At 74.5% G+C, this 24,120-nt stretch carries 17 protein-coding genes; 8 read left to right on the top strand and 9 right to left on the bottom strand.

The annotated features are described in order from the left end of the window. Positions 1–48 precede the first annotated feature (48 nt). A complete protein-coding gene (locus AC5L3C_RS32625; protein WP_493652732.1) occupies positions 49–810 on the bottom strand; it encodes a GntR family transcriptional regulator in 762 nt (253 codons plus the stop codon). Positions 811–980: 170 nt separating this feature from the next. Next, entirely contained in the window at positions 981–1,862 is an 882-nt protein-coding gene (locus AC5L3C_RS32620; protein ID WP_493652730.1) for an RNA polymerase sigma-70 factor, read from the bottom strand. Between the two features lie 144 nt (positions 1,863–2,006). On the opposite strand from AC5L3C_RS32620, the gene AC5L3C_RS32615 reads away from it, so the two are divergent. The 3 genes from AC5L3C_RS32615 to AC5L3C_RS32605 all read left to right on the top strand — a co-directional run bounded on the left by AC5L3C_RS32615 (position 2,007) and on the right by AC5L3C_RS32605 (position 6,877). Further along, the gene (locus AC5L3C_RS32615) at positions 2,007–2,837 is read left to right on the top strand and encodes an alpha/beta fold hydrolase (protein ID WP_493652728.1); all 831 of its coding nucleotides are present in this window, start codon (positions 2,007–2,009) and stop codon (positions 2,835–2,837) included. Positions 2,838–3,908: 1,071 nt separating this feature from the next. Continuing rightward, positions 3,909–5,495 carry an alkaline phosphatase D family protein gene (locus AC5L3C_RS32610; RefSeq protein WP_493652727.1) on the top strand — a complete coding sequence of 529 codons (1,587 nt, stop codon included), beginning with the start codon at positions 3,909–3,911 and terminating at the stop codon, positions 5,493–5,495. 86 nt (positions 5,496–5,581) lie between these two features. Beyond that, positions 5,582–6,877 carry a GNAT family N-acetyltransferase gene (locus tag AC5L3C_RS32605; protein WP_493652725.1) on the top strand — a complete coding sequence of 432 codons (1,296 nt, stop codon included), beginning with the start codon at positions 5,582–5,584 and terminating at the stop codon, positions 6,875–6,877. Positions 6,878–6,945: 68 nt separating this feature from the next. Here the strand turns inward: AC5L3C_RS32605 and AC5L3C_RS32600 are convergent, their stop codons facing one another. Further along, positions 6,946–8,124 carry a trans-sulfuration enzyme family protein gene (locus AC5L3C_RS32600; protein WP_493652724.1) on the bottom strand — a complete coding sequence of 393 codons (1,179 nt, stop codon included), beginning with the start codon at positions 8,122–8,124 and terminating at the stop codon, positions 6,946–6,948. A gap of 72 nt (positions 8,125–8,196) precedes the next feature. On the opposite strand from AC5L3C_RS32600, the gene AC5L3C_RS32595 reads away from it, so the two are divergent. Both AC5L3C_RS32595 and AC5L3C_RS32590 read left to right on the top strand, forming a co-directional pair. After that, positions 8,197–8,688, top strand: a complete 492-nt coding sequence (locus tag AC5L3C_RS32595) for an Lrp/AsnC family transcriptional regulator (protein ID WP_493652722.1) — start codon at positions 8,197–8,199, stop codon at positions 8,686–8,688. Positions 8,689–8,720: 32 nt separating this feature from the next. Continuing rightward, positions 8,721–10,409, top strand: coding sequence for a DUF885 domain-containing protein (locus AC5L3C_RS32590; protein WP_493652721.1), 1,689 nt, complete (start codon positions 8,721–8,723; stop codon positions 10,407–10,409). Between the two features lie 6 nt (positions 10,410–10,415). Here the strand turns inward: AC5L3C_RS32590 and AC5L3C_RS32585 are convergent, their stop codons facing one another. The 3 genes from AC5L3C_RS32585 to AC5L3C_RS32575 are packed head-to-tail and all read right to left on the bottom strand — an operon-like array spanning position 10,416 to position 12,348. Then, positions 10,416–11,258 carry an SDR family oxidoreductase gene (locus AC5L3C_RS32585; RefSeq protein ID WP_493652719.1) on the bottom strand — a complete coding sequence of 281 codons (843 nt, stop codon included), beginning with the start codon at positions 11,256–11,258 and terminating at the stop codon, positions 10,416–10,418. Positions 11,259–11,314: 56 nt separating this feature from the next. Continuing rightward, a complete protein-coding gene (locus tag AC5L3C_RS32580) occupies positions 11,315–11,827 on the bottom strand; it encodes an immunity 21 family protein (RefSeq protein WP_125508553.1) in 513 nt (170 codons plus the stop codon). Between the two features lie 44 nt (positions 11,828–11,871). Further along, complete coding sequence (locus tag AC5L3C_RS32575; protein ID WP_493652717.1) at positions 11,872–12,348, bottom strand: rhodanese-like domain-containing protein; 477 nt, start codon at positions 12,346–12,348, stop codon at positions 11,872–11,874. A gap of 94 nt (positions 12,349–12,442) precedes the next feature. Between AC5L3C_RS32575 and AC5L3C_RS32570 the strand changes: the two genes are divergently transcribed. After that, positions 12,443–12,913: an Lrp/AsnC family transcriptional regulator gene (locus AC5L3C_RS32570; RefSeq protein WP_493652715.1), complete on the top strand. Its 471-nt coding sequence runs from the start codon at positions 12,443–12,445 to the stop codon at positions 12,911–12,913. Positions 12,914–12,917: 4 nt separating this feature from the next. Here AC5L3C_RS32570 and AC5L3C_RS32565 read toward each other — a convergent pair whose 3' ends face one another. Beyond that, the gene (locus AC5L3C_RS32565) at positions 12,918–15,914 is read right to left on the bottom strand and encodes an AAA family ATPase (protein WP_493652713.1); all 2,997 of its coding nucleotides are present in this window, start codon (positions 15,912–15,914) and stop codon (positions 12,918–12,920) included. Next, the gene (locus AC5L3C_RS32560) at positions 15,911–17,074 is read right to left on the bottom strand and encodes an exonuclease SbcCD subunit D (protein ID WP_493652712.1); all 1,164 of its coding nucleotides are present in this window, start codon (positions 17,072–17,074) and stop codon (positions 15,911–15,913) included. The genes AC5L3C_RS32565 and AC5L3C_RS32560 overlap by 4 nt, the downstream gene beginning before the upstream one ends. A 415-nt stretch (positions 17,075–17,489) precedes the next feature. Here AC5L3C_RS32560 and AC5L3C_RS32555 point away from each other — a divergent pair, with 415 nt between their 5' ends. Further along, positions 17,490–20,801: an AfsR/SARP family transcriptional regulator gene (locus AC5L3C_RS32555; protein ID WP_493652710.1), complete on the top strand. Its 3,312-nt coding sequence runs from the start codon at positions 17,490–17,492 to the stop codon at positions 20,799–20,801. A 575-nt stretch (positions 20,802–21,376) separates the two neighbouring features. Here AC5L3C_RS32555 and AC5L3C_RS32550 read toward each other — a convergent pair. Continuing rightward, positions 21,377–22,384 carry a beta-ketoacyl-ACP synthase 3 gene (locus tag AC5L3C_RS32550; protein ID WP_493652708.1) on the bottom strand — a complete coding sequence of 336 codons (1,008 nt, stop codon included), beginning with the start codon at positions 22,382–22,384 and terminating at the stop codon, positions 21,377–21,379. 178 nt (positions 22,385–22,562) lie between these two features. Between AC5L3C_RS32550 and AC5L3C_RS32545 the strand changes: the two genes are divergently transcribed. Then, on the top strand, positions 22,563–24,050 hold the full coding sequence (locus tag AC5L3C_RS32545) for a DHA2 family efflux MFS transporter permease subunit (RefSeq protein WP_493652706.1): 1,488 nt from the start codon (positions 22,563–22,565) through the stop codon (positions 24,048–24,050). Positions 24,051–24,120 lie beyond the last annotated feature (70 nt).

Raw genomic sequence — 24,120 nt, 5'->3', positions numbered from 1 at the left:
GGTCCGTCCGTGCGGGCCGGACCACGGGTGGTGGTGCCTGACGGGCCGTCAGGACGCCTGGCGCTCCGGGCCGTGGTGGATCTGCACATCGCCGGAGTCGCCGAAGGTCAGCCGGCAGGTGTCCGCGCGGTACGTGGCCACGGAGAGCGCGGCGGTGCGTCCGCGGGCGATGAAGCGCGTGGTGACGACCAGGACGGGCGCGCCGGGCAGGCGGTCCAGTTCGCGGGCGTCGTCCGCGCGGGCGCTGCCGAGCTCCACGGCGTTCTCCTGCCGCTCCAGCTCCAGTCGCTGCAGTTCGCGCAGGACCGCACGCGCGCGTGCCGCGCCGGAGGGGGCGTCGATGCCGGACAGGTCGGGCACCGACTCCGCCGGGATGTAGAGCAGTTCGGCGGCCACGGGCTGGCCGTGGGAGACGCGCGAGCGGCGCACGACGTGCACGGGCTCGTCGCTGCCGGTGACCAGGGTCTCGGCGACGGCGGCGGGCGGCACCTCCAGGGCGCAGTCGAGCGCGTGCCAGGCGTCGAGCGGCCCGCCCGGCCAGTCCTGCCGGGCCGTGCCGACGGAGACGCCCACGCGCGGCGGGGCGACGGTGGTGCCCACCCCGCGGCGGCGCTGCAGCCGGCCTTCCAGCTCGAGCTGCTCCAGGGCCTGCCGGAGCGTGGCGCGGGCGACACCGAAGCGGGCGGCGAGATCGCGCTCGTTGGGCAGGATCTCACCCACCGAGAACTCCGAGTCCAGCGCCTCACTGAGCACGGTCTTGAGGTGCCAGTACTTCGGTTCCGGCACCGTTTCCAGCTGCGTGGTCCCCACCCTGTCCTCCACGATCGCCGAGTCCGGTCGCGTTTTAGCGCCCTTGTTTATTAAAGGTTGTTTCACTTGTCTGCGACGATAAGGCGGCCCTCACCCTTGGTCAATACCAATCGGCACCACGGCGTGGCCCCGTCGCCGCGCGACGGGGCCTGCGGGGCGCGATACGGCCTCTAGGGAACGAGCGAGCGGAGCTTGTCGGGGTTGCGGATGACGTACACCGCGTGGACGCGGCCGTCGGCGATGCCCAGCTGGAGGACGGAGTCGGGCTTGCCGCCCGACAGCACGAGCACCGCGGGACCGCCGTTGAGCTCCAGGATGCGGACGGAGGCGTCCTGAACACCCTTGACGGCCACGCCGACGAGGAACCGCCCCACATGGTCGGCGCTCTCGAGGACCCGCAGAGGGGCGCGCGACTTGCCGCCGCTGTCGCCGACGAGGCGTACGTCCGGCGCCAGGAGTTCCATCAGCTGCGCCAGGTCGCCGCCGGCCGCCGCGGCCAGGAAGCGCTCCGTGAGGTCGCGCCGCCGCGCGGGGTCGACGTCGTAGCGCGGGCGCCGCTCCTCGACGTGTTTGCGAGCCCGTCCCGCGAGCTGCCGTACGGCGGGTTCGCCGCGGTCGAGCATGGCCGCGATGTCGGTGTACGGGTAGCCGAAGGCCTCCCGCAGGACGAACACCGCGCGTTCCAGCGGTGACAGCGACTCCATCACGACGAGGACGGCGAGGGAGACGGAGTCGGCGAGCACGGCCCGTTCGGCGGTGTCCGGGGCGGTGTCGCCGAAGTCCGTGACGTACGGCTCGGGCAGCCAGGGGCCGACGTAGGTCTCGCCGCGGGCCTTGATCTGGCGCAGCCGGTCGATGGCGAGGCGGGTGGTGACGCGCACGAGGTAGCCGCGGGGCTCGCGGACCGCGGACCGGTCGACGCCCGACCAGCGCAGCCACGCGTCCTGGACCACGTCCTCCGCGTCGGCCACCCGGCCCAGCATGCGGTAGGCGACCCCCAGGAGGACGGGGCGGTGCTCTTCGAAAACGTCGGTCAGGGTGTCGGCGGTCACGCCACCCATCCCAGCCGACGCGCGCGGCGGTGTCCAGGCGGGGCCGCCATGTCCGGGTCTACCCGTCGGTAGTAATTGCTGACAAGCTGTCTATGACGTCAGGCGGCGTCCGTTCATCGCGAGTCCCAGACGAGGAGCACCCTCATGTCCGCGACCGTCTCCTTCAAGGTCACCTCCGCCCTCGGTCCGCAGACCGTGACACTGTCCTACGCGCGCGTGGGCCGCGGGGAACCGCTGCTCCTGCTGCACGGCATCGGCCATCACCGGCAGGCCTGGGACCCGGTGGTGGACATTCTCGCGACCGAGCGCGAGGTGATCGCCGTGGACCTGCCGGGGTTCGGCGCCTCCCCCGCGCTGCCTGACGGTCTCGCCCACGACCTGCCCACGATGAGCGCCGCGCTCGGCGCCCTGTGCGAGGCGCTGGAGCTGGACCGGCCGCACGTCGCGGGCAACTCGCTCGGCGGCCTGCTGGCCCTCGAGCTCGGCCGCGAGCGGCTCGCCCGGTCCGTCACGGCCCTGTCCCCGGCGGGCTTCTGGACGCAGGCCGAACGGCGGTACGCCTTCGCCGTGCTGTCCGGCATGCGGCGGATCGCCGAGCGGATGCCGCTGCCGCTGGTCGAGCGCCTCGCCCGTTCCGCGGCCGGCCGGGCGGTGCTGACCAGCACGATCTACGCCCGGCCCGGGCGGCGTTCCGCGGAGGCGGTGGTCGCCGAGACACTGGCGCTCGCCGGAGCCGCCGGCTTCACGGAGACCCTCCGCGCGGGCGCCGCCGTACGGTTCACCGACGACGTGCCGGGCATCCCGGTGACCGTCGCCTGGGGCGCCCGGGACCGGCTGCTGATCTCCCGCCAGGGCATCCGCGCCAAGCAGATCATCCCCAGGGCCCGCCTGGTCCGCCTCCCCGGCTGCGGCCACGTCCCCATGAACGACGATCCGGCCCTGGTGGCCCGCGTCCTCCTCGACGGCAGCCACTGACTCGCCACGCCGGGGCACGGCACACCGCACACCCCGGTGACCGCCTGCCGGGCCAGGGCCGTTCCGGACAAGCCGAAAGCACCGGCCACGGACGCCGACTGGCAGCCACCGCCGGAGCACAGCCCACGCGAGCGCGCGCCGTTGGCGGGTGCGCACCGCGCGAGCGCCGCCGCAGGCCCGACCGGCGTCGCCCCGCGCCCCCCACGGCCAGGCACGAGCGGCAGCGCCCCCCGGTACGACCGGCAGCAAAGGGCCCCTTCGCCGCCGGCCGAGGGCACCGGCCCACAAGCACGGAGATACGGCGACGCCGCCCGGCAACCACCACCGGAACGCAGCCCACGCGAGCGCCGCGGTAAGCCCGACCGGCGTCGCCCCGCGCCCCCCCACGGCCAGGCACGAGCGGCAGCGCCCCCCGGTACGACCGACAGCAAAGGGCCCCTTCGCCGCCGGCCGAGGGCACCGGCCCACAAGCACGGAGATACGGCGAAGCCGCCCGGCAACCACCACCGGAACGCAGCCCACGCGAGCGCCGCGGTAAGCCCGACCGGCGTCGCCCCGCGCCCCCAGGGCCAGGCGCAACCTACCGCGCACCCCGGTAACCGGCCGGTGGCGAAAGGGTCTTCGCGGCCGGCCCCGGGCACCGGAGGCAGCGACAGAGCGTGGCGGCTGCCGCTGTCCGCCATCTCCGTGGCGGAACGCGTGCGGTGACGCGCTGTCGGAAGACGCCGCGCGCCGCGCGGCCGCCACCCAGCGCCGGCCTGCCCGTCGTCCCTGGCGTAGTACGCACGCCGCCACAGGACGCCGGAAGACGATGTCCCCCGCGCGGCCCGCCACCGGCCACCCTCACCCCCGGGCCGACCACCGCCGGCCCTCCGCGCTGCCCGCCACCCCGGCGTGGAAGGCACACGGACGCCCGGGCCGGGCGCGGGGGTGGCGGTCGCCGGTGCGGGGGCGCCGGCGTGTCCCGGCTGCCGTGCGGGCAAGTGTTCACCTGGGGTTTGCGCGCGTGCCGTGCCGTGCGCGTAGGTGTGGCAGCGCACGCTGGCCGGAAATCCTCTCTGGAGGCACCCCATGTCACACCGTCCGTCCCCCGGTCGCCGCGCCGTGCTGCGCGGCTCGCTCGCCGCCTCGGCGGCCCTGACCCTGCCCGCCGCGCTCGGCACCCCGCCCGCCTTCGCCCGCTCCGGGCGGCCCCGGGCCGACTGGGGCGTGCAGACCGGCGACGTGACCCGGCACTCGGGACTGGTGTGGGTGCGGTCCGACCGCCCGGCCCGGATGATCGTCGAGACGTCCGCGACCGAATCGTTCCGGCACCCCCGCCGCTGGTACGGCCCGCTGCTCGGCCCGGCCACCGACTTCACCGGCACCACCCGGCTGCGCGGGCTGCCGCCGGGCGAGCAGATCCACTACCGCGTGCGGCTCGCCGACCCCGACGACCCGCGCCGCGCCGGTGCGCCGGTGACCGGAACCTTCCGCACCGTGCCGGACCGGCGGCGCGACGGTGTGCGCTTCGTGTGGTCCGGCGACCTGGCCGGCCAGGGCTGGGGCATCAACCCCGACCTGGGCGGCTACCGCATCTTCGACGCGATGGCCCGGCTCGACCCGGACTTCTTCCTGTTCAGCGGCGACACCATCTACGCCGACGGTCCCATCGCCGCGACCGCCGCCCTCCCGGACGGCGGCGTCTGGCGGAACATCACCACCGAGGAGAAGTCCAAGGTCGCCGAGACCCTGGCCGAGTTCCGGGGCAACTTCCGCTACAACCTGCTCGACGAGCACCTGCGGCGGTTCAACGCGCGGGTGCCGTCCATCGTGCAGTGGGACGACCACGAGGTGCGCAACAACTGGTATCCGGGTCAGCGGATCGCGGACACCGACACCCGGTACGCGGAGAAGAGCGTCGATGTACTGGCGGCCCGGGCGCGGCGTGCGTTCAGTGAGTACTTCCCGATGTCGACGCTGCGGCCGGGTGCCCGGGAGGGCCGGGTGCACCGGGTGCTGCGGCAGGGCCCGCTGCTGGACGTCTTCGTGCTGGACATGCGGACGTACCGCGGAGCCAACTCCCCCGGTGACCAGGCCGTGGACCCGCAGGGCATCCTGGGGCGGGAGCAACTGGACTGGCTCAAGCGGGAACTGGCGCGGTCCCGGGCGGTGTGGAAGGTGATCGCCGCCGACATGCCGATCGGCATGGTCGTCCTGGACACCGGCGAGGGCGCCCGCAACGTCGAGGCGGTGGCGCAGGGCGACCCGGGCGCGCCGCTGGGGCGGGAGCTGCAGATCGCGGAGCTGCTGCGGTTCATCAAGCACCGGCGGATCACCGGGACGGTGTGGCTGACGGCGGACGTGCACCACACGTCCGTGCAGCACTACCAGCCCGCGCGGGCCGCGTTCGACGACTTCGAGCCATTCTGGGAGTTCGTCTCCGGTCCGCTCAACGCGGGCGCCTTCCCGGCCGTGGAGCTCGATGCCACCTTCGGTCCTGAGCGGGTCTGGGTGAAGGCGCCGAGCGCGTCGAACGTCTCGCCCGCCGGTGGTTACCAGTTCTTCGGCGAGGTCGACATCGACGGCGACAGCGGGGAACTGACGGTACGTCTACGGGAGCAGGACGGCTCGGTACTGTTCACCAAGACGCTGCACCCGGGCCGCGTCGGTCAGTAACGCTGCAAATCGGACAGAAGTACGCCTTTACTCATCAGTCACGGTACGTTCGTGATCACGAAACACACTTCCTTCACAGTGGTTGTATGAGTCGAGACATGTCCGAAGTGATGAATACCCGCAACTGCGGCCCCGCGCACCACCGGTGGCACCCGAATACGCTCGCCGCGCGGTGCGCGGCCGCCTTCCGCTCATGGTGGGAACGCCGCCACGGCGGCGCACCTCCGGCGCACGATACCGGCGACGCCGCGCCACCGGACGCGGCGGTGGAGCGTGTGCTGTGGCGGATGCGGACGACGGTCAGGGACGAGCCCGGCTCGCTGGCCGCGCTGTGCACGGCGCTGGCCGAGCGGCGCGTCGACATCCTGAGCCTCCAGACGCACCCGCTGGGCGAGGACACCGTCGACGAGTTCCTGCTGCGCGCACCGGCGGACACGGACCTCACGGCCGCGGTGTCGCTCGCCGGGGGCCGGGACACCTGGACGGAGCGGGCCGACGCCCACGATCTGGTGGACGCCCCGACCCGGGTGCTGGGACTGGCCGCCCGCACCGCCGCGGACGCCGCCGAACTTCCCCTGGCGCTGCGGCAGCTGCTCGGCCGGTGCACGATCCGCTCGCAGCCCTCCGCCCCTGTCTCCGGCGCAGCCGCGGCCGGGGCCGTGCCCGCGGAGGGCGTCCTGGAGGGCACCGTGCTCCGGCTGCGTGCCCCGGAGGGTGAGGTGCTCACCGTCGAGCGGCCGTATCTGCCGTTCACCCCCACCGAGTTCGCCCGGGCCCGCGCGCTGGTGGACCTCGACGCCCGGCTGGGGCCCAGGATGCCGCGCGGCCGTGACGTGCTCACCCTGCCGGAGGGCCGGGAGGTCTCCGTGCGCCGGGCGGACACCGGAGATCTGGCGGCCGCGCGGGCGATGCACGAGCGGTGCTCCCCCGAGACCCTGCGGCTGCGCTACCACGGGCCGGTCGGCGACGCGGACCGCTATCTGAACCACCTGCTGAGCCCGCGCTTCGGCCGGACGCTCCTCGCACAGACCGGGACGGGCCGCGTCGTCGCCCTCGGTCATCTGCTGTGGGACGGCGACGAGACCGAGGTCGCGCTGATCGTGGAGGACGCGTGGCAGCGCCGGGGCATCGGCGGCCGGCTGCTCACCCGGCTGGTGTCGATGGCGGCCGAGGCGGGCTGCTCCCAGGTGTACGCCGTGACGCAGGCGTCCAACACCGGCATGGTCGCCGCGATGCGGGGGCTGGGCCTGCCCCTCGACTACCAGATCGAGGAGGGCACCCTGGTCGTCACGGCCGACCTGGACGCCGTACCGGCGCCCCGGGGGCGGGAGTCCGGCGAGGACGCCGGCCGGTACCCGGCGCCGCGTCCGGCGACGTCCTGAGGGCACGGCTCCGGTGACGGCGAGGGCCCGGCGGGAATCACCGGACCCTCGCCCGTGCCCGCGGGGTCTCAGCCCCGGGCCGCCGCCGCTTCGGGCCGGGCGGGCGTGCCGGCCCGCTCGCCCAGGGCCGCGTCCAGGTCGGCCCACAGGTCCTCGACGTCCTCCAGGCCGACCGAGAGCCGCAGCAGCCGGTCGCTGACCCCGGCGCCCCTGCGGTCCTCGGCGTCGACGATGCGGTGGCTGATGGACGCCGGGTGCTGGATGAGGGAGTCCACGCTGCCGAGGCTCACCGCCGGAGTGATCAGCCGTACTCCGGCGATCACCTCGTGCGGGTCGTCCCGCACCTCGAACGCGACCATGGCCCCGCCGATGCCCGGGTAGTGCACCCGGGTCACGCGCGGGTCGGCGGCGAGCCGGACGGCGAGTTCCGCGGCGGTCGCGGAGGCGGCCCGTACCCGCACCGGCAGGGTCGACAGGCCCCGCAGCAGCAGGTAGCCGGCGAGCGGATGCAGCACACCGCCGGTGGCGAACCGCACCTGGCGCAGCCGGCCCGCGGTCTCCTCGTCGCAGGCCACCACGCCCGCCAGGACGTCACCGTGACCGCCGAGGTACTTGGTGGCGCTGTGCAGCACCATCCGGGCGCCGTGCTCGGCCGGGCGCTGGAGCACCGGGGTGGCGAAGGTGTTGTCGACCAGGAGCGGCACGGAGCCGCAGGCGTGGGCGACGGCCCGCAGGTCGATCTCGGCGAGCGTGGGGTTGGCCGGGGACTCGACCAGCACCAGACCGGTGTCCGGGCGCAGCGCGTCGGCGACCCCGGCCGGGTCGGTCCAGGTCACCTCCGAGCCGAGCAGCCCGGCGGTCAGCAGATGGTCGCTGCACCCGTACAGGGGGCGTACGGCGACGACGTGCCGCAGCCCCATCGAGCCGCGGACCAGGAGCATCGCGCTGAGCGCGGCCGTGCCGCTGGCGAACGCGACCGCCGACTCGGTGCCCTCGAGGCGCGCGAGGGCCGTCTCGAAGCGGGCGACGGTGGGGTTGCCGAGCCGTCCGTAGACGGGCGGGCCGTCCGGTTCGGCGCCGGTGGTGGCGAAGGCGTCGATGCGTTCGGCCTCCGCGCGGCTGTCGTACGAGGGGTAGGTGGTGGACAGGTCGATCGGCGGGGCGTGCAGTCCGAGTCCAGCGAGATCGTCCCGGCCGGCGTGCACGGCCTCGGTGGCGAGTGCTCTGGTGGTGCGTCGCGTGTCCATGCCCAGGTCCATGCACTGAAGAGTGAACACCGACCGGGGATACGGCGCCGAATACCGTGCTACGTTCGGCCGGTGGCCGAATCCGTCGTACTCGATCCGGTGGACCTTCATCTGCTGCGGCTGTTGCAGAACGACGCCCGGACGACCTACCGGGACCTCGCCGCGCAGGTCGGGGTCGCGCCGTCCACCTGTCTTGACCGGGTGACCCGGCTGCGCCGCTCGGGCGTGATCCTCGGGCACCGGCTGAAACTGGACCCGGCGAAACTGGGCCGGGGGCTGCAGGCGCTGCTGTCGGTGCAGGTCAGACCGCACCGGCGGGAGCTGGTGGGGCCGTTCGTGGAGCGGATCCGGGCGCTGCCGGAGTCACTGACCGTGTTCCATCTGACCGGCCCGGACGACTATCTGGTGCATGTCGCGGTCACCGACATGACGGATCTGCAGCGGCTGGTGCTCGACGAGTTCACCTCCCGGCGCGAGGTGGCGCGGGTGGAGACGCGGCTGATCTTCCAGCAGTGGGACTGCGGGCCGGTACTCCCGGCTTCGCCCTCGGCTCAATCCGGGTGACGTGCGACGGACCGCGTACCAGGATGGTCCGCATGTCACAGACCAACAGCGCGCTCCCCCGTCAGGTCGCCGACGCCTATGTCGACGAGCTCATCGCCCTCGATCCGGTCACCGGAACCTACCTCGGCGTCAAGGAGAGCTCCTCCCGGCTGCCCGATCTCTCGCCCGCCGGCCAGGAGGCGATCGCCGAGCTCAGCCGGGCCACGCTCGCCCGCCTTGACGAAGCCGAGCGGCTGCCCGGGGCGGACAGCGACATCGAGCGGCGCTGCGCGCGCCTGCTGCGCGAGCGGCTCACCGCGGAGCTGGCCGTGCACGAGGCCGACGAGGGGCTGCGCTCGGTGGGCAATCTGGGCACGGTCGCGCACTCGGTGCGCGAGGTGTTCACCGTGACGCCCGCCGGGACGGAGGAGGACTGGGCGGCGATCACCCAGCGGCTGCGCGCTGTCCCGGCCGCGCTGGCGGGCTACCGGGAGTCCCTCGAGCTGGGTCTGGAGCGCAAGCTGTACGCGGCTCCGCGGCCGACGGAGGTGTTCGTCGGGCAGCTGGGCGAGTGGGCGGACACGAGCGAGGGGCGCGGCTGGTTCGAGGACTTCGCCGCCGCGGGCCCGGACGCGCTGCGCGCGGAGCTGGACGAGGGCGCCCGCGCGGCGACGGCGGCCGTGGTGGAGCTGCGGGACTGGATGCGCGAGGTGTACGCGCCGGCCGTCGAGGGCGCGCCGAACACCGTGGGCCGGGAGCGCTACGCCCGCTGGTCGCGCTACTACAACGGCACCGACCTGGACCTGGACGAGGCGTACGCCTACGGGTGGGCGGAGTACCACCGGCTGCTCGGCGAGATGAAGAAGGAGGCCGAGAAGATCCTGCCCGGCGCCGCCACCCCGTGGGTGGCGCTGGCGCACCTGGACGAGCACGGCCGGCACATCGAGGGGGTCGACGAGGTCCGCGAGTGGCTCCAGGGCGTGATGGACCGGGCGATCGAGGCCCTGGACGGTACGCACTTCGACCTCGCCGAGCGGGTGCGCCGGGTGGAGTCGCGGATCGCCCCTCCCGGCAGCGCGGCCGCGCCGTACTACACGCCGCCGTCGGAGGACTTCTCCCGGCCGGGCTGCACCTGGCTGCCCACGATGGGGCAGACCCGCTTCCCCGTCTACGACCTGGTCTCCACCTGGTACCACGAGGGCGTCCCCGGTCATCACCTCCAGCTGGCGCAGTGGGTGCACGTGGCCGACAACCTCTCCCGCTACCAGGCCTCGGTGGGCGGGGTCAGCGCCAACGCCGAGGGCTGGGCGCTGTACGCGGAGCGGCTGATGGACGAGCTCGGGTTCCTCGCGGACGCGGAGGAGCGGCTCGGCTACCTGGACGCGCAGATGATGCGGTCGACCCGGGTCATCGTCGACATCGGCATGCACCTGGAGCTGGAGATCCCGGCGGACTCGCCGTTCCACCCGGGCGAGCGCTGGACCCCGGAGCTCGCCGAGGAGTTCTTCGGTGCGCACAGCAGCCGCCCGGCGGACTTCGTGGAGAGCGAGATGACCCGGTACCTGACCATCCCGGGCCAGGCGATCGGCTACAAGCTCGGTGAGCGGGCGTGGCTGCTGGGCCGGGAGAACGCCCGCAAGCGGCACGGCGACGCCTTCGACCTCAAGGCCTGGCACATGGCCGCGCTGTCCCAGGGCTCGCTCGGCCTGGACGACCTGGTGGACGAGCTGTCGGCCCTGTGAGCCGGGTCAGCGCCGGAAACCGCCCTCGGAGTCGATGACCTGCCCGGTGATCCAGCCCGCCTCGTCCGTGGCCAGCCACGCGATGAGGCGGGCGGGGTCGTCGGGCATGCCCCAGCGGCCGGCCGGGAAGCGCGCGGCGATGGCGTCGTAGGTCTCACCGGTCAGGTAGTCCGTGTCGACCGGGCCGGGGTTGACGGTGTTCACGGTGACGAAGTGCTCGGCGAGGGCGGTCGCCAGGGAGCGGGTGATGGAGGCGAGCGCGCCCTTCTGGAGGGCGTAGGCGATCTCGCCGGGCATCCCGCCGGCGATGTCCTGCCCGGAGGTCATCATCACCACGCGCCCGCCCGGGGTGCCGGGCGGCAGCGCGGCGCGGTGCCGGGCGTGGGCCTGGACCAGCAGCAGCACCGAGCGGGCGTCGGTGGCCCAGTGGGCGTCGAGCATCGCGGCGTCGATCGTGTCGAGGTCGCCGTCGAAGCCGCTGAGGGCGTGGTTGGCGACGACGATGTCGAGCCGCCCGCCGAGGGCCTCGGCCGCCCGCGCGTGCAGTGCGGCGGGTGCCTCGGGGAGGGAGAGGTCACCGGGCCCGGCGAGCACCGTGGCGCCGGGGTGGGCGGCGGCGCGCACCGAGGCGGTCACGTCCTCGATCCGGTCGGCGCCCCAGGGCATGGCGGCGTCGTGCGGCACGTGGTGGTGCAGATAGACATCGGCGCCGTAGGCGGCGAGCCGCCGGGCCACGGCGTGTCCGATGCCGCCGCGTCTGCTGGCCCCGGTGACCAGTGCGGTCCGGCCGCGCAGGGGCAGGGGGTCGCGGCGCAGCTCTTCTGGGGCGGGATGCGGAAGCCTGGGCATGATCACCCATGATGGTCCGCGCGCCGGTCCCGCGCACCCCGATTATCCGGCGCGGGTCAGGTCAGCGGCCGGAGCTGTACGAGGACCAGCCAGGTCTCCGGGCCGGGCTGCGCCTGGGCCGCGCGGACCGTGTAGCGGCCGGGGTCGAGGGTGAGGCGGACGTGGTCGGTGCCGGTGGAGCTCGCCCCGGGCCAGGCCGCGTCGAACAGCAGGACGGTGCCCGGCACCTGCCATCGCACCTCGGGCTGCCACCGCGCGGTGCGCAGCGCCGCCGGGACGCTCGCCAGCACCTCCGCCTCCGAGTCCCCGGCGATCCACCGGACAAGGGTGCCGTGCTCGGGGAGGAAGGCGGTGGCGGCGGGTTCGTCGCCGAGGACGAGGGCCGCGGCGTCACCGACCGGGAGGAGCCCGACGAGCCCGTCCACCTCGCAGGCCCGGTCGTAGTCGGACGCCGTCTCCTCGCCGTCGGCGCCCGTCCAGAACGGCAGTACGGTCTCCGGCACCGCGATGAGCGGCCCACCGCCCGACTCCACCCACTCGATCGTGCCCGGCTCCGCGTATCGCACCATGGGGCAGAACCTATCGGGTCGACTCGCCTGCCGGAGCGGGGGGTTCAGCATCCGCAGGCGTCGGCTCCCACGGGTGCGGTCAGCGGGTCGGCGGCACGGCGTCCGCGCCCGGGCCGGGCCTCGAACTCGAGGCCCTCGCGCACCCAGTACTCGAAGCCGCCGATCATCTCCTTGACGCGGTAACCGAGTTGGGCGAGCGCGAGCGCGGCGCGGGCGGCGCCGTCGCAGCCGGGACCCCAGCAGTACGTCACGACCGGCACGGACGGGTCCAGGAGCCCGGCGGCCCGGGCGGGCACGAGGGCGGTGGGCAGGCGCACGGCGCCGGGGACATGGCCCTGGTCCCAGGCCTCGGTGGAGCGGCAGTCGATCAGGACGAACCCGGGGTCGCCGCCGGCCGCGAGGGCGGCGGCCACGTCGGAGACGTCGGTGTGGAAGGCGAGGCGCGCGCGGAAGTGTGCGGCGGCGTCGGCCGGGGAGGCGGGGGCGACGCGCAGGACGGGGTTCTCGGTGGTGGTGGTCATGGGAGAGAAACTACGGCCGCTGAGCGCGGGTCTGAAGACGAAATCCCCGGTGCCTGCCCTTGATCGGCCGGGGAATCCCTGCTACTTCTCGGGGATGACCGCGTATTCACCGGACGCCACGGACTGGCGCATCCTCGACGTCCTGCAACGGGAGGGACGGGCCAGTTTCGCCGAACTCGCCCGCGCCGTCTCGATGTCCGCGAGCGCGGTCACCGAGCGGGTGCGGCGGCTGGAGGAGGCCGGGATCATCCGCGGCTATGCGGCGGTGGTGGACCCGGAGCGGCTCGGGCTGCCGATCCTGGCGTTCGTCCGGCTGCGCTACCCGACCGGCAACTACAAGCCGTTCCACGACCTCGTCTCCGCGACGCCCGAGATCCTGGAGGCGCACCATGTGACCGGCGACGACTGCTTCGTCATCAAGGTCGCCGCCCGTTCGATGCGGCACCTGGAGGAGGTGTCGGGGCGGATCGGCGCGCTGGGCTCGGTGACCACCAGCGTGGTGTACTCCTCGCCGCTGCCGCGCCGTCCGCTGGGGCGGCCGGGTGATCATCCCGTGGGCGGGTGAAGGGTCACGAGCGGGTTCCGCGCTGGCGCAGTTCCGAACCCGAGCGGCCCTTCACGACCTCCAGCTGGGCGTGGATGCGCCGGCGCAGATCGGCGACGTGGCTGACGATGCCCACGCTGCGGTCGCGTTCCCGCAGGGAGTCCAGGACGTCCAGGACCTCGTCGAGCGTCTGCTCGTCCAGGCTGCCGAAGCCCTCGTCGATGAAGAGGGTGTCCAGCCGGACCCCGCCGGCCTCGTCGGTGACGACGTCCGCGAGGCCCAGCGCGAGGGCGAGGGAGGCGAAGAAGGTCTCGCCGCCCGAGAGGGTCGCGGTGTCGCGTTCGCGTCCGGTCCAGGAGTCGACGACATGCAGCCCGAGTCCGCTGCGGCCGCGGCCGGTGCGGCCGTCGGAGTGCACCAGGGTGTAGCGGCCGGACGACATGCGGTGCAGCCGTACGGTCGCGGCGGCGGCGACCTGCTCGAGGCGGGCGGCCAGGACGTACGACTCCAGGCGCATCCGGCGTTCGTTGTCCGCCGAGGTGCCGGCGGCGAGGGAGGCCATGCGGGCCACGCGGTCGTACTCCTCGCGCAGCGGGCCCAGCCGGCGTACCGCGGCGGTGGCCCGCGCGGAGAGCCGGTCGAGATCGGCGCAGCGCCGGGCGGCGGCGTCCTGGGCGGAGGCCGCCTCGCGCGCCCGGCGCTCCGCCTCTTCGGCGGTGCGCTCGGCGGCGGCGACGTCGGCGGGCGGCAGGTGTGCGGCGGCCGCGGTTTCCGGTTCGGCGAGGACGGCCCGTACGGCCGCCTCCTCGTGCTGCCAGGCGTCCAGACGCCGTTGCAGTGCGCGGTGGGCGTCGTCGTCGAGGAGCGCCGCGGCGGCGGCCTGCGGGGTGTCGAAGCCCGCGCGGAAGGCGGCGTCGGACAGCCGGGCGTCGGTCTCCTTGAGCCGCCGGGCCGCGGTCCCGGCGGCGCGCGCGGCGTCGGCGGCGTCCGTGAGCCGCGCGACGCTCTGCTCGAGCTGCGCGGCGCGCGCGGCCACGCTGCCGGCCTGCCCGCGTGCCTGGACGAGTTCTTCCTCCAGGGCGGCGCGTTCCCCCTCCAGCCGCTCACGGTGGCCCACACGGGCCGCGGCCCGGACGGCGGCCTCGCGCTGGGCGGTGACCCGCAGTTCGTGTTCGCGTTCCGCCGCGCGCAGGTGCTCCTGCGCGGAGTGCAGCACGGAGGCGGCGTCCCGCGCCTGCGCGTGGTCGCGCTCCAGCTCGTCGACCGCGCGGGAGAGCTCCTCGGCGGCGGTGTCCCCGGCCTCCGCGGTCGCGGCGGCGAGTGCCTCCCGCAGTGCGGCGAGGCGCCGTTCGGCCGCCGCGCGGTCGTCGTCGGCGCCCTGGTGGACGGCGAGGGCGCGTTCCTCCGTCTCGCGGTCGACGTGTCCTTCGACCTTGCGGGCGGGGGCGGGGTGTTCGGTGGCGCCGCAGACGGCGCAGGGCCGGCCGTCGGCGAGGCCGGCGGCCAGTTCGGCGGCGATGCCGTTCAGCCGCTGTTCCTTGAGGTCGAGCCAGCGCTGCCGGGCGGTGAGCGCGCGCTCCCGCGCGGCGCGGGCCTGCTCGGCGGCCGCTTCCGTCTCCTCGGTGAGCCGGTCGCGCTTCCGGGCGGCGTTCAGCCGCTGCCTCGCGGGGTCGCGCCGCACGGCGAGTTCCCCGGCCCGGGTGGTGGCCTGCTGCGCGGACTCGACGCGGGCCCGCAGCCGGGTGCGGGTCTCCTCCCAGCCGGCGAGCCAGGACTCCGCCTCCTCGCGGGCCTCCTCGTCGGCACGCTCCTGGCGTTCCAGCGCGTCCCGCTCGCCGAGGAGTTGTTCCAGGCGCCGCTCGGCCCGGCGGGCCGACTCGAGCCCGCCCAGTTCCTCGGCGGCCCTGCGGGCGGCGCCCGCGAGGACGTCCGCTCCCGCGTCCGTCAGCGACGCGGGGAGCAGGGCTCGCGCGCGCTGTTCGGCGCCGGCCGCCCGCCGGTGCTCGGCCTCGGCGGAGTCCCGCATCTCCAGGGCGGGGGCGACGCTCTCGGCCTTGCGGGCCCGCTCCATGCGGGCCTGGTCCTCCAGGTGGGCGGCGGCGGTCTCCTCGAGCCGCGCGGCCCGCTCCCGTGCCTCGGTGAACCGCCGCTGCAGCCGGTCGCGTTCGCGGGCCTCGTGCAGGTCGCGGTCGGCGGTCCGCAGGGCGGACTCCGCGGCGGCGAGCCGGCACTCGGCTACGGTGAGCTGTTCCCGCGCGGTGCTGCGGGCGACGGCGGCCGCGCCCAGCACCGCCTCGGCCAGTCCCGGCTCGCCGGGCTCCAGCACGGGCAGGTCCATGGCGCCGTCCGCGGCCTGCTGCATCCGGTGCGCGTCGGCCAGCAGGCCCGCGTCGCCCTCGCGCACCCGGGACTCGGTGACCCGCCGGCGTTCCGCGAGGCGCTTCTCCACGTCGGCGAAGCGGCGCGTGTCGAAGAGCCGGCCGAGCAGCTTGGCGCGGGCCTCGGCGTCGGCGCGCAGGAAGCGGGCGAAGTCGCCCTGGGGCAGCAGCACGACCTGGCAGAACTGCTCCCGGCTCATGCCGAGGAGCTGGGTGATCTCCTCGCCGATCTCCTGGTGCGAGCGGCTGAGGTCCTTCCAGGTCCCCGAGGCGGCGTCGCGTTCGCGCAGCCAGGTCTGGGCCTTGTCCTGGGTGGTGCCGGTGCCGCGCTTCTTGGGGCGCTCCCAGGGCGGCTGCCGGGTGATCTCCAGCCGGCGTCCGGCGACGGTGAGTTCGAGGGTGACCTCGGTGCGGGTGGCCGGGGCGGCGTGGTCGCTGCGCAGGGCCAGACCCTGGCCGCTCTGCCGGGCCCCGGGCACGGAGCCGTACAGCGCGTAGCAGACGGCGTCCAGTACGGACGTCTTGCCGGCACCGGTCGGGCCGTGCAGCAGGAAGAGCCCGGCGGCGGACAGCTCGTCGAAGTCGACGCTCTGAGTGCCCCCGAACGGCCCGAAGGCGGTAAGGTCCAGCCGGTGGAGCCTCATCGTGCCACCTCCCGCACGGCGTCGTCCGCGCGGACCGCGTCGAAGGCGTCGCGCAGCACCGCGCGTTCGTGCTCGTCGGGGCCGGTGCCGCGGACATGGGCGACGAAGTCCTCGGCGATCTGCTGGTCGTCGCGGCCGGCGAGGCGGCGGGCGTAGGAGACCTCGGGGTCGTCGGCGGTGCGGGCCGGGTCGAAGACGAGGCTGAGGGTGTGCGGGAAGCGCCGCAGGAGGCGGGCCATGGGGTCGGCCGGGCGGACGGGGTCGGTGAGGGTGGCCTCGATCCAGGCGTCCTCGTGCCGCGCCAGCGCGGGGTCGTCGAGCAGTTCCTCCAGGGTGCCGCGGATCCGGGCCAGGGCGCGCGGCACCGGGCAGTCGACGCGCTCGGCGGTCACGGTCCCGTCCGCGGCCAGGTCGACGAGCCACATACTCTTGCGGTGCCCGGCCTCGGAGAAGGAGTACGGCAGCGGGGAGCCGGAATAGCGGACGCGGCCGGTGAGGTTCTGACAGCCGTGCAGATGACCGAGGGCCACGTAGTCGACGCCGTCGAACACCCCGGCGGGCACGGCGGCCACCCCGCCGACGCTGATGTCCCGCTCGCTGTCGCTGGGTTCGCCGCCGGTGACGAAGGCATGGGCGAGGACCACGGATCGGGTGCCGGGCGAACGCCCGGCGAGATCGGCGCGGACGCGGTCCATGGCGGCGGCGAGCACCGTTTCGTGGCCGGCCTTCTCCACGGCGAACGCGTCCTTCACCAGGGCGGGTTCGAGATAGGGCAGTCCGTAGAAGGCGACGTCCCCGTGCGCGTCGGAGAGCACCACCGGCGTGCCGCACGCGGCAGGGTCGGTCCGCAGATGGATGCCGCCGCGCCCCATGAGTCCGGCGCCGACGCCCAGACGGCGGGCCGAGTCGTGGTTCCCGGAGATCATCACCGTGGGCACGCCGAGCGCGGCGAGCCGGTGCAGGGCGTCGTCGAACAGCTCGACCGCGGCGAGCGGCGGCACCGCGCGGTCGTACACGTCTCCCGACACGACCACCGCGTCCACCTCGCGCTCGCGCACGGTGGTGACGAGGTGGCCGATGAACTCGGCCTGGGCACCGAGCATGCCGACCCGGTGGAAGGACCGGCCGAAGTGCCAGTCGGAGGTGTGCAGAATCCTCAAGACGCCACTCCGACCCGCATGTCTCCCCCTGCTCGACCCGTGGACCCGGCACCGCTCGCCCGGTCCGCACCGACCACGCTAACGCCCGTACGCACCCGCTGTGTCACGGACCTCGGTATGTCACCCCGGTCCGGCAGCGAATCGCCCACGATGTCCGCATCATCCCCCTGTTCTCACCGGCATGTGCCACCGGCGCCCGGCCGCCGGAAGGTGCGCCGTCCGCGGGGACGCCCGAGACGCCGACGGGCGCCGCAACGTGCCCGAAAGTTTGCGCGAACACGCTACGCTCAGCCTTCGGAACACAAGGTGATTGCTCCCAAACGCGCGCTCGGGACCGCTCGGCCGCGCACGGCGAAGGAACCCAGGGGTCGTCCGGGCCGACCGGCGACCGTCGCATCCTTGAGCGGAGTCCACTGTGATCGACCTGCGGGTGCTTGGCCCGGTACGAGTCCTGGCCGACGACCGGGACCTGGACATCGGGCACGCGCGCCAGCGCAGCCTGCTGGCCATGCTGCTGGTGGACGTGAACAACGTGGTCCCCAGGGAGCGGCTCGCCGAACTCGTCTGGGACGGCAGGCCCCCGCGCCAGGCACGCAACACGCTCGCCGGGTACGCCACCCGGTTGCGCAAGGTCCTTGCCTCGTCACCCGGGCGGCCGGTCCTGTCGTCCCAGGGCGGCGGATACGTGCTGCGGGTGGATCCGGCGGCCGTGGACCTGTGCCGGTTCCGGGATCTGGCGGGCCGGGCCGCCGGCGTCGGGGACGACGAGGAGCGCTGCGGGCTGCTGCGGTCCGCGCTGGCGCAGTGGTCGGGCGCCGCGCTCAGCAATCTGTGGGGCACCCGCGTGGAGTCGCTGCGCACGACCCTGGACAGCGAGCGGCGCTCCGCGCTGCTGGACTACTTCGACGCGCAGTTGCGGCTCGGCCGCCCCCAGGAGATCCTCACGCAGTTGCAGACGCTGACCGAGGAGCGGCCCTACGACGAGGAGTTGGCGCTCCGTCTGGTGCAGGCCCACTGCGACAGCGGGAACCCGGCGGCGGCGCTGCGCGCGTACGAGGCGGTCCGGGCCCGGCTGGACCGGGAGCTGTCGACGCGTCCCGGCGAGGCCCTGCGCGCGGCGGGCGAGCGGCTGCTGCACCCGGTCCGCCCGGCGGACGGCCGGGCCGCGAGGTCCGTCACGGCACGGACGCACGAGCAGCTGCGCATGCCCGAGCCCACCGGGTACTTCGTCGGCCGGGAGCGCGAACTGCGGGAGCTGGACGCGCTGCTGACCCCGGCCCGTGCCGCGCTGACGGTCACGGCGCCGCAGAGCAGCAACCTCGCGGTGATCAGCGGCATGGCCGGGGCCGGCAAGACGACGCTGTCCCTGCGGTGGGCGCAGCGGACCCGGGACTCCTTCCCCGACGGGCAGTTCTTCGTGGCGCTGCGCGGCCACGACCGGCATCTGCCGCCCCTGGAACCCGCCGAGACGCTCGCCCGGGTCCTGCTCGCGCTGGGACTCCCCGCCGCCGACATCCCCTTCCGGCTCGACGAACGGGCCGCGCTGTACCGGACGCTGCTCGTCGGACGGCGGGTGCTGATCGTGCTGGACGACGCGGCGGACCCCGAGCAGGTGCGCCATCTGCTGCCGCCGAGCGTGGACGGCAGCGCGGTCGTGGTGACGTGCCGGAACCGGATGCCGGAGCTGACCGCCACGTACTTCGCCGGTGAGGTGCTGCTCGACGCCCTGGACGACACCTCCGCGCTCGCCCTGCTGGCCTCGCTGGTCGGCAGGGCGCGCGTGGCGAAGGAGCCGGAGGCGGCGGCCGGGATCGTGCGGGCCTCCGGGCGGCTGCCGCTGACCGTGCGGCTGAGCGGCGCCTACGCCGCGAGCCATCCCGACGAGCCGCTGGGCGAGGTGCTCGCGCGGGTCCCCACGGTGGACGGCACGGACGCGCGCGGGGCGATGGGCCGGGCGCTGGCCCTGTCGTACGGCAAACTGTCGGAGCCCGAACGGCAGTTGTTCCGGCAGCTGGGGGTCGTCCCCGGCATCGAGTTCGGGCGGGAGGCGGTGGCGGCGCTCGCCGGGGGTTCCTTCGCCGTGCTGGACGACCGGCTCGGGGCGCTGGTGCGCGCCAACCTGCTGTCCGAGTACGCGCCGCGCCGCTACCGGATGCACCACATGGTCAAGGAGTACGCCATGGGGCGCGCGGCCGAGGACCCCTGGGAGCTGCACCGGGACGTGCTGCTGCGACTGCTGGAGTGGTACCGCAAGTCGGTGGAGCACGTCAGCCTCGCCAACGGCATCCAGATGGCGGGGGCGCACCGGGGCGCGGACGGATCGTCCGTCGCGCAGGAGGCCGTCCGGACGTGGCCCGGGGCGGCGCCGGAGGGCACCGGGGGCGACCCGTACGACGCCTACCTGAGCGGCGAGGCCGGCATCGCCTGGCTCGACCGGGAGAAGGCCGGCATCTGCGCGGCCATCAAGCTCTCCGCGGAGCTCGGCCTCGGGCCGGCGAGCTGGCGGCTGGCCGACGCGATGCTCGGCTTCATCCGGCTGCATCCGGGCGGGGACGACTGGTCGGCGGCGGTGGAGGCGGCGCAGAGCGCGGCCGCCAAGTCGGGCAATCCGCGGGCGAACACGGCGATGCTCCTGAACATGGCCGACTCCCATTACCGGAAGGGCCACCACTCCGGCGAGCGGCAGCTTGCGCGGGAGGCGCTGACCGTCAGCCGGGACGCGTCGTGGCCGGCGGGCGAGGCGCTCGCCCTGGCCGTGCTCGGCCGGTCGTACTGGTCGGTGGGCGCGACAGGGCTGGCGGACCGGTATCTGGGCGCCGCACTGCGCATCCACGAGAGCGTCGGGGACCTGGCGGGGCAGGCCAACGCGCTGGGCCGGCTGGCCCGTAACGCCTATGACGCGGGCGATCCGGTGTCCGCCCTGCGTGACTTCCGGAGCTCGCTGGTGCTGGCGGAGCGGGCCGGCTCCCGGTTCGGGCAGATACGGCTGCCCGCGTACATCGCGCTGTCGCTCCGTCTGCTGGGCCGGTACGAGGAGGCGGACCACTGGTGTGAACTGGCCATCCGGGCAAGCCGTGAGATGGATTTCCACGAGGGCATGGCCATCGCGCTGACCTGCCGGGCGTCGCTCCTGAGCGACCTGGGGGAGCACACCCGCGCGGTGACCACGGCGCGGGAGGCGCATGTCGCCATGCCGCATCTGTCGGACCCGCGTATCGAGGCGGACTGCCTGATCGGGCTGGGCGGCGTCGAGGCCGCGGCCGAGCAGACGGACCTGGCCATGCGCAGTTTCGGCCAGGCGCTGCTGATCTCGGAGGAGATCCATTACTGGCAGGGGGCGGCGCGCGCGCAGGCCGAGAGCGCGGCCGCGTACGTACGGCTCGGCCTGTACGAGGAGGCGCTCGCGGCCGGCCGGCGTGCCCGGCGCGTCCTGCACCGGTGCGGCATGCGGCTGGTGACGGCGCAGACGCTGGCCTCGGAGGCGGACTGCGCGCTGGCGGCCGGTCACATCGCGGCCGCCATCGCGGGTCACCGCCGCGCGGCCGCGCTGTACCGGGCGGCGGGGCACCCGCTGGGCGAGGTGCGGGCCCTGCTCTCCTGGGGCCGCGCCGCGGCCACAGCCACGGGCCACGGGCGCCCCACCCGCCCCTGGCGCCGCGGGCTGCAACTGGCGGACCCCCTCGCCGTACCGGAGGCAGCCACCCTACGAACCCTCCTCACCACGTAACCGCCCCCACCCGCCGGCCGGGAGGCCAGGCCCCCGGCCCACCCGGAGCCACGCCTCCCGCGCCCGGCACGGACACGCGCCCCACGAAAGCCCGACACCCCACGGACACCAACCACCCCCGCACAGCAGACCACCCTCGGACGAGGCACAACCCCGCGCTCTCCCGCCACCGCGCCTTCCGCCCGGCACAGACACGCGCCCCACGGAAACCCGACACCCCACGGGCACCAACCACCCCCGCACGGCAGGCCCCCTCGGGCAGCACGACCCGGTGCTCCACCTCCACCCGCAGACGCCCACCGCGCCGGAGGCGGGCACCCTACGGACGCCCCGCGCGCCCAGCCGGCCCACCGGCGGCCACCCTCGGGCCGGTCCACCGGCCCGGCTGTCCCGGCACCGGGCACGGCTGTCCGGGCCGCCCCAGGCCCCGCGCCCGGCAACTGACGCAGCCACCCGGCACACCGGACACGACCCGCACACAGACCGCTGCCCGCGGCCGTGGAACGCGGGAGATCCTCCCCGTGTGGCACGGGCGCAGTCCCGGTGGTGGTCGGGGGCTTGCCCAGCCGTGGTGGTCAGGGGATGCGGATCACCGTGCCCGCGTACGTCAGGCCCGCGCCGAAGCCGATCAGTACCGCGAGGTCTCCCCCGCGCAGGGTGCCGGACGTGCGCATGCGGTTGAGGGCCAGGGGGATCGACGCCGCGGAGGTGTTGCCCTGGTCGACGATGTCGCGGGCCACGGCGACCTCGGCGGGGAAGCCCACGCTCTCCGCGACCGCCTCGATGATGCGCAGGTTGGCCTGGTGCGGGACGAACGCCTGGACGTCGCCGGGGCCGACGCCCGAGCGGGCCAGCACGTCCTGGACGAGGCCGGGCAGGTGCGTCACCGCCCAGCGGAAGACCGTCGAGCCCTGCATGCGGATGACGGGGTTCGCCCGGCCCGGCTCCTCCCGTACGGTGATGGCCTCGCGCAGTGCGGGTTCGGTGCCCCAGACCACGGTCCCGATGCCCGGCTCCGTGCCGCGGCCGACCAGGGCCGCGCCCGCCCCGTCCGCGAACAGGAAGGCGGTCGAGCGGTCCGTCGGGTCAAGGATGTCGGACATGCGTTCGACGCCGATGACCAGGCAGGTGCGGGCCTGCCCGCTCGCGACGGACACGGCGGCCAGGGAGAGCCCGACAGTGAATCCGGCACAGGCGGCGGACACCTGCTCGGCGGGTGCCGCCGTACCCAGCCGGCGCGCGATCTCCGCGGCGAGCCCGTCCGCCGCCGCGCCGGTGCCCGCCGTCCCGACGTCCGACATGGTGGCGACCAGTATCTGGTCGACCTCGTCCGGCGCCGCGCCCGCGTCGGCGAGCGCCTTCCCCGCGGCCGTCGCGGCCATGTCCGCGAGCGTTTCGTCGGGGCCGGCGAAGCAGCGGGTGCGGATGCCGCTGCGGCGCAGGATCCATTCGGGTGACGAGTCCAGAGTGCGGCAGATTTCCTCGTTGGTGACGATCCGTCGGGGCCGGTAGTCCCCGATGCCGAGCAGAACCGCGTGGTGACGATCCGGCTCGGGCACATGCGCGGCGTGCGTGGTGTTCACACGGGACTCCTGTCGTCGCCGGCAACTGCGGCATGCTCCCCCGCCCGCTGCCTCGCTTGCTGCCTTCCCCTGGGCTACGCGCGAAGCCCGCCCGACCCCCCGTGGGATCCCGCTTGACAACAACATACCTACGGTATGTACTCGCATACCCAAGGAATGTTAGTTGGAAGGATCAACAGTGACCTCAGGCACGCTCGCGCCCGGCGCCGAGCCCTCGACCGCGGGGAAGACACTGCTGCTGACGTCGGCAGCCACGTTCATGGCCTTCCTCGACACGACGATCGTCAACGTGGCCTTCCCGGCCCTGCACGAGGACTTCCCGAAGGAGTCCGTCACCGACCTGACCTGGGTGGTGACCAGCTACGGCATCCTTTTCGCCGCCCTGCTCACCCCGGCCGGGCGCTTCGCCGACGTGCTGGGCCGGCGCAAGCTGTTCCTGTGGTCGGTCGCGTTGTTCAGCGTCGCCTCCCTCGCGTGCGCCGTCGCGCCGAACGTCGAGATGCTCATCGCCGCCCGCGCCGTCCAGGGCATCGGCGCGGCCGGCATGATCCCCGCCGCGCTGGGACTCGTCCTGTCCGAGACACCCGCCGAGAAGCGGGCCGAGGCCATCGGCATCTGGGGCGCGGCCGGATCCATGGCGGCCGCCGCCGGACCCTCGCTCGGCGGTCTGCTCGTCAGCGAGATCGACTGGCGCGCGGTGTTCGTCCTGAACATCCCGATCGGCCTCGCCGTCCTCCTCGGCGCCCTGCGCCTGCCCGAGCGCCCGGTGGAGAACTCCAAGCTGCCCGACCTGCTCGGCACGGCCACGGTCACCCTCGGCATCGCCGGCATCGTCATCGGCCTCACCAAGGGCGGCGACTGGGGCTGGGACGCCGTCACCACGTGGGGCTGGATCGGCGCCGGTGTCCTGCTCGTGGCCTTCTCGCTGGTGCGCTCCGGCAAGCACCCGGCCCCGGCCGTGGAAACCGGTCTGTGGGGCACGTCGATGTTCGCGGCGGCCAACCTCACCGCGTTCCTGCTCGGCGCCGGTCTGTTCGTCTGGTTCCTGTCCGGCCCCCTGTACCTCACCACCATCTGGGGCTACTCGGTGCTGAAGGCCGGTCTCGCCGTCACCCCCGGAGCGGTGCTCTCCGCGGTCGCCGCCATCTGGGTGGGCCGCCGGCTGAAGCCGGAGCAGCAGCGGCCGGTGGTCATCGTGTCGGCCGCCGCCTTCCTCGCGCTGAGCATCTGGGCGTACACGGGCCTCGGCTCCGACCGTGAGTTCCTGGCCCTGTGGCTGCCGTACGGCGCCCTCGGCGGGGCCGTGCTCGGTGCGGCGCTCACCAGTGTGACCACCGCGGCCTCCATCTCCGTGCACCCGCTGAAGTTCGCCACGGGCACCGGAATGAGCACCACCGCGCGGCAGTTCGGCGGAGCGGTCGGTGTCGCCTCGATGGCGGCGGTGTTCGCCGCCGGCGATCTGAGCACCCCGCAGCCGTACCTCGACGCGTTCCTGCTCGCGGGCATCTTCATCGCCGCCTCCGCGGTGCCCGGGTTCTGGCTGTTCACCAAGAAGTCGATGGCGCAGATCGCCGAGACCCAGCGGCAGATCCAGGCCCACATGCGGGCGCAGGCGGAGGCCGCCGCCAAGGCCGCGGCCGCCGCGTCCTCGGCCGACAGGTCCTGACCCCACCCCCGAGAGCGCCGGCCGCGGTCCTGTCCCCCGTGACCGTGGCCGGCCCGGGCGGGGCCGCGGC

It is taken from the genome of Streptomyces speibonae (assembly GCF_984686075.1).
This window is presented reverse-complemented; position numbering and strand designations above follow the sequence as displayed.